At 61.5% G+C, this 13,187-nt stretch carries 11 protein-coding genes; all 11 read left to right on the top strand.

Annotated features, from left to right (window positions below; genetic code table 11):
• The first annotated feature begins 38 nt into the window (after positions 1-38).
• The 11 genes from rpoC to RGQ15_RS02375 all read left to right on the top strand — a co-directional run bounded on the left by rpoC (position 39) and on the right by RGQ15_RS02375 (position 13,136).
• Positions 39-4,247 carry a DNA-directed RNA polymerase subunit beta' gene (gene rpoC / locus RGQ15_RS02425; RefSeq protein WP_311158622.1) on the top strand — a complete coding sequence of 1,403 codons (4,209 nt, stop codon included), beginning with the start codon at positions 39-41 and terminating at the stop codon, positions 4,245-4,247.
• A 154-nt stretch (positions 4,248-4,401) separates the two neighbouring features.
• Positions 4,402-5,346, top strand: a complete 945-nt coding sequence (locus RGQ15_RS02420) for a DMT family transporter (protein WP_311158621.1) — start codon at positions 4,402-4,404, stop codon at positions 5,344-5,346.
• Between the two features lie 395 nt (positions 5,347-5,741).
• A complete protein-coding gene (gene rpsL / locus RGQ15_RS02415; RefSeq protein WP_022705687.1) occupies positions 5,742-6,113 on the top strand; it encodes a 30S ribosomal protein S12 in 372 nt (123 codons plus the stop codon).
• A gap of 12 nt (positions 6,114-6,125) precedes the next feature.
• A complete protein-coding gene (gene rpsG, locus RGQ15_RS02410) occupies positions 6,126-6,596 on the top strand; it encodes a 30S ribosomal protein S7 (RefSeq protein ID WP_142664082.1) in 471 nt (156 codons plus the stop codon).
• A 12-nt stretch (positions 6,597-6,608) separates the two neighbouring features.
• Entirely contained in the window at positions 6,609-8,732 is a 2,124-nt protein-coding gene (fusA, locus tag RGQ15_RS02405) for an elongation factor G (protein WP_311158620.1), read from the top strand.
• Positions 8,733-8,797: 65 nt separating this feature from the next.
• Positions 8,798-9,973, top strand: coding sequence for an elongation factor Tu (gene tuf / locus RGQ15_RS02400; protein WP_311158619.1), 1,176 nt, complete (start codon positions 8,798-8,800; stop codon positions 9,971-9,973).
• Positions 9,974-10,153: 180 nt separating this feature from the next.
• On the top strand, positions 10,154-10,996 hold the full coding sequence (locus tag RGQ15_RS02395; protein ID WP_311158618.1) for an acyltransferase family protein: 843 nt from the start codon (positions 10,154-10,156) through the stop codon (positions 10,994-10,996).
• Between the two features lie 173 nt (positions 10,997-11,169).
• Entirely contained in the window at positions 11,170-11,478 is a 309-nt protein-coding gene (rpsJ, locus tag RGQ15_RS02390; protein ID WP_010400227.1) for a 30S ribosomal protein S10, read from the top strand.
• Between the two features lie 10 nt (positions 11,479-11,488).
• Entirely contained in the window at positions 11,489-12,223 is a 735-nt protein-coding gene (gene rplC, locus RGQ15_RS02385) for a 50S ribosomal protein L3 (protein ID WP_311158617.1), read from the top strand.
• The gene (gene rplD, locus RGQ15_RS02380; protein WP_311158616.1) at positions 12,223-12,843 is read left to right on the top strand and encodes a 50S ribosomal protein L4; all 621 of its coding nucleotides are present in this window, start codon (positions 12,223-12,225) and stop codon (positions 12,841-12,843) included. Before rplC ends, rplD begins: the two co-directional genes overlap by 1 nt.
• Positions 12,840-13,136 carry a 50S ribosomal protein L23 gene (locus tag RGQ15_RS02375; RefSeq protein WP_311158615.1) on the top strand — a complete coding sequence of 99 codons (297 nt, stop codon included), beginning with the start codon at positions 12,840-12,842 and terminating at the stop codon, positions 13,134-13,136. The genes rplD and RGQ15_RS02375 overlap by 4 nt, the downstream gene beginning before the upstream one ends.
• Positions 13,137-13,187 lie beyond the last annotated feature (51 nt).

Genomic DNA, 13,187 nt, shown 5'->3' with positions numbered 1-13,187 from the left:
TTACCCCCAACCCACGCACGCGAACCTAAGGATTTGTAATGAACCAGGAACTTGCCACCAACCCGCTGAACCCGCTGGCCCAGCCGCGTCAGTTCGACGAAATCAAGATCTCGCTGGCCTCGCCCGAGGAAATCCTCGCCTGGTCCTATGGCGAGGTGAAGAAACCCGAAACCATCAACTACCGCACGTTCAAGCCCGAGCGTGACGGCCTGTTCTGCGCGCGTATCTTTGGCCCGATCAAGGATTACGAATGCCTTTGCGGCAAATACAAGCGCATGAAATATCGCGGCCTCGTCTGCGAGAAATGCGGCGTCGAAGTGACGCTGCAGAAGGTCCGCCGCGAGCGCATGGGCCATATCGAGCTGGCCGCCCCGGTCGCGCATATCTGGTTCCTGAAGTCGCTGCCGAGCCGCATCGGCCTGATGCTGGACATGACTCTGCGCGATCTCGAGCGTATCCTGTATTTCGAGAACTACGTCGTCATCGAGCCCGGCCTGACCGACCTGACCTATGGCCAGCTCTTGACCGAGGAAGAATTCCTCGACGCGCAGGACCAGTATGGCGCTGACGCGTTCTCGGCCAATATCGGTGCCGAGGCGATCCGCGAGATGCTGTCGAATATCGACCTCGCGGCCACCGCCGAGCAGCTTCGCGAAGAGCTGAAAGAGGCGACCGGCGAGCTGAAGCCGAAGAAGATCATCAAGCGCCTGAAGATCGTCGAAAGCTTCCTGGAATCCGGCAACCGTCCGGAATGGATGGTCCTGACCGTCGTTCCGGTCATCCCGCCGGAACTGCGCCCGCTGGTTCCGCTGGATGGCGGCCGCTTCGCGACCTCGGATCTGAACGACCTGTATCGCCGGGTCATCAACCGGAACAACCGTCTGAAGCGCCTGATCGAGCTGCGCGCGCCCGACATCATCGTCCGCAACGAAAAGCGGATGCTGCAGGAATCGGTCGACGCCCTGTTCGACAACGGCCGCCGTGGCCGCGTCATCACCGGGAACAACAAGCGCCCGCTGAAATCGCTGTCGGACATGCTGAAGGGCAAGCAGGGTCGCTTCCGTCAGAACCTTCTGGGCAAGCGCGTTGACTTCTCGGGCCGTTCGGTCATCGTGACCGGTCCGGAGTTGAAGCTGCACCAGTGCGGTCTGCCGAAGAAAATGGCCTTGGAGCTGTTCAAGCCGTTCATCTATTCGCGTCTTGAAGCCAAGGGCCTCAGCTCGACCGTCAAGCAGGCGAAGAAGCTGGTCGAGAAAGAGCGTCCCGAGGTCTGGGACATCCTTGACGAGGTGATCCGCGAGCACCCGGTTCTTCTGAACCGTGCGCCGACGCTGCACCGTCTGGGCATCCAGGCGTTCGAGCCGACGCTGATCGAAGGCAAGGCGATCCAGCTTCACCCGCTGGTCTGTTCGGCCTTCAACGCCGACTTCGACGGTGACCAGATGGCCGTTCACGTTCCGCTGTCGCTGGAAGCGCAGCTGGAAGCGCGCGTCCTGATGATGTCGACGAACAACGTTCTGTCGCCCGCCAACGGCGCGCCGATCATCGTTCCGTCGCAGGACATGGTTCTTGGTCTGTACTACACGACCATGGAACGCGAGGGTATGAAAGGTGAAGGCATGGCCTTCGCCAATCTCGAAGAAGTGGAACACGCGCTGGCTTCCGGCGCGGTGCATCTGCATGCCCGGATCAAGGCGCGCCTGCCGCAGATCGACGAGAACGGCATCGAGGTCATCAAGCGCTTCGACACCACGCCGGGCCGTATCCGTCTGGGCGCCCTGCTGCCCAAGAACGCGAAAGCACCTTTCGAGCTGGTGAACCGCCTGCTGCGGAAGAAAGACATCCAGAACGTCATCGACACCGTCTACCGCTATTGCGGCCAGAAGGAATCGGTCATCTTCTGTGACCAGATCATGGGTCTGGGCTTCCGCGAAGCGTTCCGTGCCGGCATTTCGTTCGGCAAGGACGACATGGTCATTCCGCCCGCGAAATGGGAACTGGTCGAAGAGACCCAGGACCAGGTGAAGCAGTTCGAACAGCAGTATCTGGACGGTCTGATCACCCAGGGCGAGAAGTACAACAAGGTCGTCGATGCTTGGTCGAAATGTAACGACAAGGTCACCGACGCCATGATGAAGACCATCTCGGCCACGAAGAAGGACGAGAAGGGTGCCGAACTGGAGCCGAACTCGGTCTACATGATGGCGCATTCGGGCGCTCGGGGCTCGGTCAGCCAGATGAAGCAGCTGGGCGGGATGCGCGGCCTGATGGCCAAGCCGAACGGCGAGATCATCGAGACGCCGATCATCTCGAACTTCAAGGAAGGCCTGACCGTTCTTGAATACTTCAACTCGACCCACGGCGCGCGGAAAGGTCTGTCCGATACCGCTCTGAAGACCGCGAACTCGGGTTATCTGACCCGTCGTCTGGTCGACGTGGCACAGGACTGCATCATCCGCGAGCATGATTGCGGCACCGAACGCGCGATCACGGCTTCGGCCGCGGTCAATGACGGCGAAGTCGTCAGCCCGCTTTCCGAGCGCGTGCTGGGCCGGACCGCTGCCGATGACGTTCTGGTTCCGGGTGAGGATGTCGTGATCGTTCGCAAGAACGAGCTGATCGACGAGCGGAAGGCAGACGAGATCGAACAGGCTGGCGTCCAGTCCGTCCGCATCCGCTCGGCCCTGACCTGCGAATCCGAAGACGGCATCTGTGCGCTTTGCTACGGTCGTGACCTGGCGCGCGGCACGCTCGTCAACATCGGTGAAGCTGTCGGCATCATCGCCGCGCAGTCGATCGGTGAACCGGGCACGCAGCTGACGATGCGGACCTTCCACATCGGCGGTATTGCGCAGGGTGGTCAGCAGTCGTTCATCGCCGCGTCGCAAGAAGGCACCATCGCGTACGAGAACGAGAGCACGCTGGAAAACGCCAATGGCGAGTTGATCGTCATGAGCCGCAACATGCAGCTCAATATCACGAACGCCCAAGGCGACGTGCTGGCGAACCACAAGCTGTTCTATGGCTCGAAACTGTTCGTGCGCGAAGGCGATGTCGTCGCGCGTGGCCAGAAGATGTTCGAATGGGACCCCTATACCCTGCCGATCATCGCCGAGAAGGCCGGTGTCGCGAAATATGTCGATCTGCTCTCGGGCCTTTCGGTCCGCGACGAGACCGACGATGCGACCGGCATGACGCAGAAGATCGTGACGGATTGGCGCTCGGCCCCGAAAGGCAATGAGCTCAAGCCCGAGATCATCATCGTCGATGCCGATGGCGAGCCGGTTCGCAACGAGCAGGGCAACCCGGTCACCTACCCGATGTCGGTTGACGCGGTCCTGTCGGTCGAAGACGGGCAGGAGATCAAGGCCGGTGACGTTGTCGCGCGTATCCCGCGCGAAGGCGCCAAGACCAAGGACATCACCGGGGGTCTGCCGCGCGTTGCCGAGCTGTTCGAAGCCCGTCGTCCGAAGGATCACGCCATCATCGCCGAAATCGACGGTTATGTGCGCTTCGGCAAGGACTACAAGAACAAGCGCCGCATCGCGATCGAGCCTGCAGACGACACGCTGTCCGCGGTCGAATACATGGTGCCGAAAGGCAAGCACATCCCGGTTCACGAAGGCGACTTCGTGCAGAAGGGTGACTACATCATGGACGGCAACCCGGCACCGCATGACATCCTGCGCATCATGGGGATCGAGGCTCTGGCCGACTACCTCATCGACGAAGTGCAGGACGTCTATCGACTGCAGGGCGTGAAGATCAACGACAAGCACATCGAGGTGATCGTTCGCCAGATGCTGCAGAAGATCGAGATCCTCGACAGCGGTGACACCACGCTGCTGAAGGGCGAGCATGTCGACCGCGATGAGTTCGTGGAAGAGAACGCCAAGATCGAAGCCAAGGGTGGCCGTCCGGCCGCGGGCGAGCCGGTGCTCTTGGGCATCACCAAGGCGAGCCTGCAGACCCGCAGCTTCATCTCGGCCGCATCGTTCCAGGAAACGACCCGCGTGCTGACCGAGGCTGCCGTTCAGGGCAAGCGCGACAAACTGGTCGGGCTCAAGGAAAACGTCATCGTCGGCCGCCTGATCCCGGCCGGTACCGGTGGCGCGACCGCCCGCGTGCGTCGCATCGCGACCGATCGCGACAACGAGGTGATCGAGGCTCGCAAGGCCGAGGCCGAAGCCGCCGCCGCGCTGATCGCGCCGGAAGAATCTCCGGTCCAGGCGGCTGGCGAGAACTGATCTCGACCGACCATTTCGAAACTCCAGGGGCCCGGCGCAATGCCGGGCCCTTTGGCTTTTGACACAGCGCGGATTTTTCTGCCGCGGGAATCATGTGATTCTGGCCTTTGTCTCTCCGCTTGCTTAACCCTTGCCGGGTCGGATCGGAGTCAGCATGCGCGCACCCATCATTTCGCCCAGCCGCCGGGTCGGTCCACGGTCGATCGCGGTCAGCGCAACCCATGACATTGCAGACAATATCCGCGGCATGTCGCTGATGATCCTGTGCATGGCCACCTTCACGACGAATGACTCGCTGATGAAGGCAGTCACCCGGACCCTGCCGCTTTACGAATCGATCGCCATCCGGGGTGCGTGCGTCCTGGGACTGATGCTGATCTTTGCGCGGGTGCAGGGTCGCCGAATTCAAGTTGCCGTCCCGCGGGGCGACGTTGGCACGCTGATCCTTCGCGGCGCTGCGGATATCGTGTCGACAGCGCTTTACCTGCTGGCGCTCAGACAGATGGCGCTCGCGGATATTTCCGCGATCATGCAGGCACTGCCTCTGGCCGTGACGCTGGCGGCGGCGGTGATTTTCCGCGAGCGACTGGGCTGGCGCAGGCTCAGCGCCATCGGCATCGGTTTCCTGGGCGTTCTGCTGATCCTGAGGCCTGGCACCGGGGCGTTCGACGGCTGGTCGGTCGCCGCGCTGTCCGCCATGGGGTTGATCGTGGTGCGCGACATTTCGACCCGGCTGTTTTCGCCCGCGATCAGTTCGTCGACAATCGCATTTCACGCGGCATTGATGGTGATGCTGTCGGGTTTCGTCTTGGGCTTCGGCGAGGATTGGCGTGTCCCGAACCTGTTCGAGCTGGGCCTTCTTGGCATGGCCGCGTCCTTGCTGACCGTCGGCTACCTTACGGCAGTAGCCTCGATGCGGGTTGGAGAGGTCTCGTTTGTCGCACCCTTCCGCTATACCTCGCTGCTTTGGGCGATCTTTCTTGGGCTCGTGATTTTCGGGGAATGGCCGGATCTCTGGACCTGGGCGGGGTCGATGCTCGTGGTCGGGGCCGGCATCTATTCCATCCTCAGGGAACGGCAATTGCGAAGGTCTAGCTGATCGGGGTCCTGATTCCGGGGCCGATCGCGCCGACCGTGCGGAATTCACGCCTGATGACCGGAGCGGAGCTGCCGCAGTTCGATACTGCTGCCTGCGACAATGGCCTGCCGGGTGCAAACTGACCACGCTGGGGGCAGGGGCCTTGTCGGCCCGGGGGTTGCTGTTGACTCCCCCTCCGATTCCCCCTATACGCCGCACACCCGGCAGAGTCCTGCCTGGTGCCCAGAACCTTTATTTGGTCAAGATCCGGGCGAGAGCCCCGATCCTCTGGAATCTAACCCATCCTCCCACATGGGATCGGATGGGTCGTGGCGTTTCGCGATGGGCGCGTAACGCTGTCGAGAAGTGGCGCAGCAATCGCTGCGAGTATTGACGAAAGCAAGACGGGGAACCGAATGCCGACGATCCAACAGCTGATCCGCAAACCGCGGCAGCCCAAAGTGCAGCGCTCGAAATCGCAGCACCTTCAAGGGTGCCCGCAGAAACGCGGCGTGTGCACGCGTGTGTATACCACCACGCCGAAGAAACCGAACTCCGCTATGCGTAAAGTCGCCAAGGTGCGTCTGACGAATGGCTTCGAGGTCATCTCCTACATCCCGGGCGAAAAGCACAACCTCCAGGAACACAGCGTCGTGCTGATCCGTGGCGGCCGTGTGAAAGACCTTCCGGGTGTCCGTTACCACATCCTGCGCGGTGTGCTGGACACCCAGGGCGTCAAAGACCGTCGTCAACGCCGTTCGAAATACGGCGCGAAGCGTCCGAAGTAAGGAGAGGCATCAATGTCCCGTCGTCACGCCGCTGAGAAGCGCGAAGTTCTGCCCGACGCCAAATTTGGCGATCGCGTGCTGACCAAATTTATGAACAACCTGATGGTTGACGGCAAGAAATCGACTGCCGAACGCATCGTTTACTCGGCGCTTGATCGCGTTCAGGGCAAACTGAAGCGTGAGCCGATCGAAGTCTTCCACGAAGCCCTCGACAACGTGAAGCCTTCGGTTGAAGTCCGTTCGCGCCGCGTTGGTGGTGCCACCTACCAGGTTCCGGTCGAAGTCCGTCCGACCCGCCGCGAAGCTCTGGCTATCCGTTGGCTGATTGCTGCGGCGAAGAACCGCAACGAGCACACCATGGAAGAGCGTCTCGCTGGCGAGCTCGCCGATGCCGTCAACGGCCGCGGCACCGCTGTCAAGAAACGCGAAGACACCCACAAGATGGCCGACGCGAACAAAGCGTTCAGCCACTACCGCTGGTAAGGGAATAGCATCATGGCACGGGAATATCCGCTCCAGCGCTACCGTAACTTCGGGATCATGGCCCACATCGACGCGGGCAAGACCACGACGACCGAGCGCATCCTCTACTACACCGGCAAGTCCCACAAGATCGGCGAAGTCCACGACGGCGCCGCGACCATGGACTGGATGGAGCAGGAGCAGGAGCGGGGCATCACCATTACCTCGGCTGCGACGACCACTTTCTGGCAGCGCCAGGAAGATCCGACCACCGAAGGCACCTCGGACACGAAGTACCGCTTCAACATCATCGACACCCCCGGCCACGTCGACTTCACCATCGAAGTCGAACGTTCGCTGGCCGTGCTTGACGGTGCGATCTGCCTTCTCGACGCCAACGCTGGTGTCGAACCGCAGACCGAGACCGTGTGGCGCCAGGCTGACCGCTACAAGGTTCCGCGGATCGTGTTCGTCAACAAGATGGACAAGATCGGCGCTGACTTCTTCAACTGCGTGAAGATGATCAAGGACCGTACCGGCGGCATCCCGTGCCCGATCGCTTTCCCGATCGGCGCCGAGGACAAGCTGGAAGGCATCGTCGACCTGATCAAGATGGAAGAGTGGGTCTATAAAGGCGAAGATCTCGGCGCGAGCTGGGTCCGTCAACCGATCCGCGAAGAGCTGCAGGACCTGGCCGACGAATGGCGCTCGAACATGATCGAGCTTGCCGTCGAGCAGGACGATGCCGCCATGGAAGCCTATCTGGAAGGCAACGAGCCCGACGAAGCCACCCTGCGCGGTCTGATCCGCAAGGGCACGCTGTCGCTGTCGTTCTTCCCGGTCACCGCTGGCTCGGCGTTCAAGAACAAGGGCGTTCAGCCGCTTCTGAACTCGGTCATCGACTTCCTGCCCTCGCCGCTGGACGTCCCCGCCTATATGGGCTTTGCCCCGGGCGATGAGACCGAAACGCGGAACCTCGAGCGTCGTGCAGATGATGCGCAGCCCTTCTCGGGCCTCGCGTTCAAGATCATGAACGACCCCTTCGTCGGCTCGCTGACCTTCACCCGCCTCTATTCAGGCGTGCTGAAGAAAGGCGACCAGATGATGAACTCGACCAAAGGCAAGCGCGAGCGCGTTGGCCGGATGATGATGATGCACTCGATCAACCGCGAGGAGATCGAAGAAGCCTTTGCAGGCGACATCATCGCGCTGGCCGGTCTGAAGGAAACCACCACGGGCGACACGCTTTGCGATCCGTCGAACCCGGTGGTTCTGGAAACCATGACCTTCCCCGAGCCGGTCATCGAGATCGCCGTCGAGCCCAAGTCGAAAGCCGACCAGGAAAAGATGGGCCTTGCCCTCGCTCGCCTGGCAGCCGAAGACCCGTCCTTCCGCGTCGAGACCGACCTCGAGTCGGGCCAGACCATCATGAAGGGCATGGGCGAACTTCACCTCGACATCCTGGTCGACCGGATGAAGCGCGAGTTCAAGGTCGAAGCCAACATCGGTGCGCCGCAGGTGGCTTACCGTGAAACGATCTCGACCGCGGCCGATATCGACTACACGCACAAGAAACAGACCGGTGGTACCGGCCAGTTCGCGCGCGTGAAGCTGACGATCACCCCGACCGAGCCCGGCGAAGGCTACTCGTTCGAATCGAAGATCGTTGGTGGTGCGGTTCCGAAGGAATACATCCCCGGCGTCGAAAAAGGCATCAAGTCCGTCATGGACTCGGGCCCGCTGGCAGGCTTCCCGGTCATCGACTTCAAGGTCGCCCTGACCGACGGTGCTTTCCACGACGTCGACTCGTCGGTTCTGGCCTTCGAAATCGCTGCCCGTGCCGCGATGCGCGAAGGTCTGAAAAAGGCCGGTGCGAAACTGCTCGAGCCGATCATGAAAGTGGAAGTCGTGACGCCGGAAGAATATACCGGTTCGATCATCGGCGACCTGACCAGCCGTCGTGGCATGGTCCGTGGTCAGGACAGCCGCGGCAATGCCAACGTCATCGATGCTTTCGTGCCGCTGGCCAACATGTTCGGCTACATCAACAACCTGCGCTCGATGTCCTCGGGCCGCGCAGTGTTCTCGATGCAGTTCGACCATTACGAAGCCGTGCCGCAGAACATCTCGGACGAGATCCAGAAGAAATACGCCTGATAGGGATGGCGGGGCCGAGGCCCCGCCTTTCCTCCTAGAACAATTGAATCCAAGGAGCCCTGCTTATGGCAAAGGCAAAGTTTGAACGTACGAAACCGCACGTCAACATCGGGACCATTGGTCACGTTGACCACGGCAAGACGACGCTGACGGCTGCGATCACCAAGTATTTTGGTGACTTCAAGGCCTATGACCAGATCGACGGCGCCCCGGAAGAGCGCGCCCGCGGCATCACGATCTCGACCGCGCACGTTGAGTACGAGTCGGAAAGCCGTCACTACGCCCACGTCGACTGCCCCGGCCACGCCGACTACGTGAAGAACATGATCACGGGTGCTGCGCAGATGGACGGCGCGATCCTGGTGGTGAACGCTGCCGACGGCCCGATGCCGCAGACGCGCGAGCACATCCTGCTGGGCCGCCAGGTCGGCATTCCCTACATGGTCGTCTACCTGAACAAGGTCGACCAGGTGGATGACGAAGAGCTTCTGGAACTGGTCGAGATGGAAGTGCGCGAGCTTCTGTCCTCCTACGACTATCCCGGCGATGACATTCCGATCATCAAGGGCTCGGCTCTGGCCGCTCTGGAAGGCCGCGACGCCGAGATCGGCGAGAACTCGATCCGCGCGCTGATCGCCGCTGTCGACGAATACATCCCGACGCCCGAGCGCGCTGTCGACCAGCCGTTCCTGCTGCCGATCGAAGACGTGTTCTCGATCTCGGGCCGCGGCACGGTTGTGACCGGCCGCGTCGAGCGTGGCGCCGTCAACGTCGGTGACGAGCTTGAGATCGTGGGCATCCGCGACACCAAGAAAACCACCTGCACCGGCGTCGAGATGTTCCGCAAGCTGCTGGATCGCGGTGAGGCTGGCGACAATGTCGGCGTTCTGCTGCGCGGCATCGACCGTGATGGCGTCGAGCGTGGCCAGGTCCTGGTGAAGCCGAAATCGGTGACGCCGCACACGACCTTCGAAGCCGAAGCCTACATCCTGACCAAGGAAGAGGGTGGCCGTCACACGCCGTTCTTCGCGAACTACCGTCCGCAGTTCTACTTCCGCACGACGGACGTGACCGGCACCGTGAAGCTGCCGGAAGGCACCGAGATGGTGATGCCGGGCGACAACCTGAAGTTCGAAGTCGAACTGATCGCCCCGATCGCGATGGAAGAGAAGCTGCGCTTCGCCATCCGTGAAGGCGGCCGCACCGTCGGCGCAGGCGTCGTCTCGAAAATCCTGAAGTAATTCGGGAAAGAAGATCATCGGGTGATCCCCTCGGGGATATCGCGATGAAAGGGCCGCTCCCTCGGGGGCGGCCTTCTTGCATTCGGGCCAAGAGGTTCGTGGATAGGCACGCGCTTGATCACCTTGACGGAAGTGCCGCCCCGGCTATCATCGATCGGGTCCTTCTTGGGAGAACTCCCAGTGCGGAACGGTTCTATCGACTATTTCCGTTTGGTTGCGGCATTCGGCATAGTCTGGTTCCATAGCCAGGCGCCATTTCATCGGCTTGCCTATTTGGGCCTTCCCTTTTTCCTGATCTTGCTGGGCATGCCGTCCGGAGAGGGTCTTCGGCACCGCCTGAGAAGATTGCTTGTCCCGTTCGTCATCTGGTCTGCTGTCTATGGCGCCGTCAATACCGCACAGGCCCTGTCGCGGGGCGCTCCGCCGTTTGACTGGCTTCAGGCCAACATGCTGTTGACGGGCACGGCATTGCATCTTTGGTTTCTGCCCTTTGCCTGCCTTGTCGCACTGCTCGGCACCTTGCTCAGAGCTCAGGCGCCGCTCCTGCTTGCGCCGATCCTCGCGGCGCTGCTCGTCGCCTGTTTCGCCACGCCAACCATGCCCCCTTTCGGCCAATGGGCATTTGGCATCGTGCCTGCCCTGATCGGCCTCGCGTATTTCAGGCTCGGCTCCCGGGCGCTTTTGTCCCTGACGCTGTCCGGTGCTGTTCTTTTTGCGCTGCGCGATGATCCGGACAATGCCACCATTGTCTGGGGCTCGGCGCTTGCTATTTTTGTCACGTCGATCCACTTGCCCTCGACTTGGCTGTCCGAACTCTGCGCGCGTCTATCTCTGACCGTCTATCTGGCGCATATCCTGGTGCAGGTGATCGGAGGAAAGCTCGGGCTTTCGGGCTATGCGCTCGCTGGTTTCGGCATCGTGGGATCGCTTCTTCTGGCGCTTGCTCTGGAGGCGGCCAACCGTCGTGGAGGGCAGGGCATATTGCGGCGCGTCCGGCCCAAGATCGGGGCAGGCAAGGCTTGACTCGCTGGCCCAGATAGAGCATCAAGCCCCATCGCTGCTGGTTTCACAAGAATCGGTTGCTTTTGCGCGGGCCGCCATATATGGGCGGCCTGCTCAATTTTACGGTTCGAAGCAGGCGCCACGTGGTGTGACGTCTGCCTCTCAACTGAATTCGCCCCGCAAGAGGGATGATAATGCAAAGCCAGAATATCCGTATCCGGCTCAAGGCGTTCGATTACCGCGTCCTGGATGCCAGCACGCAGGAAATCGTCAACACCGCGAAGCGCACCGGCGCTCAGGTTCGTGGCCCGATTCCGCTGCCGAACAAAATCGAGAAATTCACCGTTCTGCGCGGTCCGCACATCGACAAGAAATCCCGTGACCAGTGGGAAATCCGCACGCACAAGCGTCTGCTGGACATCGTCGATCCGACCCCCCAGACCGTTGACGCCCTGATGAAGCTCGACCTCGCCGCCGGCGTTGACGTCGAAATCAAGGTGTAAGGAGGCCATTATGCTGCGGACTGGTGTAATTGCCAAGAAGCTGGGCATGACCCGGCTGTTCCTCGAAGACGGGCGTCAAGTTCCCGTCACCGTCCTTCACGTTGACAACCTGCAGGTTGTTGCTCAGCGCACCGTCGAAAAAGACGGCTACGTTGCGCTGCAGCTCGGTGCCGGCGAGGCGAAAGCCAAGCGCACCACCGCTGCCCTGCGCGGTCACTTCGCGAAGGCCAATGTCGCGCCGAAGCGCAAGATCGCGGAATTCCGCGTTGCCGAAGAAAACCTGATCGAAGTGGGCGAGGAAATCATCGCCGACCACTATTTCGCGGGTCAGTTCGTCGACATCGCCGGCACCTCGATCGGTAAAGGCTTTGCCGGTGCGATGAAGCGCCACAACTTCGGTGGTCTGCGCGCCTCGCACGGTGTGTCGATCTCGCACCGTTCGCACGGTTCGACCGGCCAGTGCCAAGACCCGGGTAAGGTCTTCAAAGGCAAGAAGATGGCGGGTCACCTGGGTGCCGTCCGTGTCACCACGCAGAACCTGCAGGTCGTCAAGACCGATGCAGAGCGTGGCCTGATCATGGTCAAGGGCTCGGTTCCGGGCTCGAAAGGCGGCTGGGTCACCATCAAGGACGCCGTCAAGAAGCCGCTGGCCGAAAACACCGTTTTCCCGGCCGCGACCCGTTCGAAGGCTGCCGCTGAGGCTCAGGTCTCTGCCGAGGCCGTTGCGCCCGAAGGAGACAACTGATGAAACTCGATGTGATCACGCTCGAAGCCGGCAAAGCCGGTGACATCGACCTGAGCGATGACATCTTCGGGCTCGAGCCGCGTGCGGACCTGCTGCATCGCGTCGTGCGCTGGCAGCGTGCGAAGGCACAGCAGGGGACCCACTCGGTCCTGGGCAAGTCGGATGTCAGCTACTCGACCAAGAAGATCTACCGCCAGAAGGGCACCGGTGGCGCACGTCACGGCTCCCGCAAGGCGCCGACCTTCCGTCACGGTGGTGTGTACAAGGGCCCGACCCCGCGTTCGCACGCTTTCGACCTGCCGAAGAAAGTTCGTGCGCTTGGCCTCAAGCACGCCCTTTCGGCCAAAGTCGCCGCGGGTGAGCTGGTCATCGTGGAAAGCCTGAACATCGCCGACGCCAAGACCTCGGCCGTTGCCAAAGCGGTCAAGGAAAACGGCTGGAAGCGCGTTCTGGTGATCGACGGTGCCGAAGTGAACGAAAACTTCGCCCGTGCCGCCCGCAACCTCGAAGGCGTGGACGTCCTGCCGTCGATGGGTGCCAACGTCTATGACATCCTGCGTCGCGACACGCTCGTGCTGACGCGCGCTGGTGTCGAAGCTCTGGAGGCTCGTCTGAAATGACCACGAAGCCCGAACATTACGATGTGATCGTCAAGCCGATCATCACCGAGAAGGCGACGATGGCTTCCGAAGCCAACGCCTATGTCTTCCAGGTGGCGAAGGACTCGAGCAAGCCGGCCATCAAGGATGCCGTCGAAGCTCTGTTCAACGTCAAGGTGAAAGCGGTCAACACCACGATCACCAAAGGCAAGACCAAGCGTTTCCGCGGCCGCCCTGGCGTCCGTTCGGACGTGAAAAAGGCCTATGTCACGCTGGAAGCCGGTAACACCATCGACGTGTCGACCGGCCTCTGATATAGAGCCATCGAATCGGCGGCCCCCTAGCGGGGCCGTCGTATTTTGACT

Origin of the sequence: Paracoccus sp. MBLB3053 (assembly GCF_031822435.1) — a bacterium.
GTDB lineage: Bacteria > Pseudomonadota > Alphaproteobacteria > Rhodobacterales > Rhodobacteraceae > Paracoccus > Paracoccus aurantius.
Note: the sequence above shows the minus strand (reverse complement) of the source record. Positions and strands in the feature narration are given on the sequence as shown.

What these genes read in the sequence shown, in the direction of transcription:
- rpoC (WP_311158622.1), top strand. Translation starts at nt 39, where the DNA reads ATGAACCAGGAACTTGCCACCAACCCGCTGAACCCGCTGGCCCAGCCG.
- RGQ15_RS02420 (WP_311158621.1), top strand. Translation starts at nt 4,402, where the DNA reads ATGCGCGCACCCATCATTTCGCCCAGCCGCCGGGTCGGTCCACGGTCG.
- rpsL (WP_022705687.1), top strand. Translation starts at nt 5,742, where the DNA reads ATGCCGACGATCCAACAGCTGATCCGCAAACCGCGGCAGCCCAAAGTG.
- rpsG (WP_142664082.1), top strand. Translation starts at nt 6,126, where the DNA reads ATGTCCCGTCGTCACGCCGCTGAGAAGCGCGAAGTTCTGCCCGACGCC.
- fusA (WP_311158620.1), top strand. Translation starts at nt 6,609, where the DNA reads ATGGCACGGGAATATCCGCTCCAGCGCTACCGTAACTTCGGGATCATG.
- tuf (WP_311158619.1), top strand. Translation starts at nt 8,798, where the DNA reads ATGGCAAAGGCAAAGTTTGAACGTACGAAACCGCACGTCAACATCGGG.
- rpsJ (WP_010400227.1), top strand. Translation starts at nt 11,170, where the DNA reads ATGCAAAGCCAGAATATCCGTATCCGGCTCAAGGCGTTCGATTACCGC.
- rplC (WP_311158617.1), top strand. Translation starts at nt 11,489, where the DNA reads ATGCTGCGGACTGGTGTAATTGCCAAGAAGCTGGGCATGACCCGGCTG.
- rplD (WP_311158616.1), top strand. Translation starts at nt 12,223, where the DNA reads ATGAAACTCGATGTGATCACGCTCGAAGCCGGCAAAGCCGGTGACATC.
- RGQ15_RS02375 (WP_311158615.1), top strand. Translation starts at nt 12,840, where the DNA reads ATGACCACGAAGCCCGAACATTACGATGTGATCGTCAAGCCGATCATC.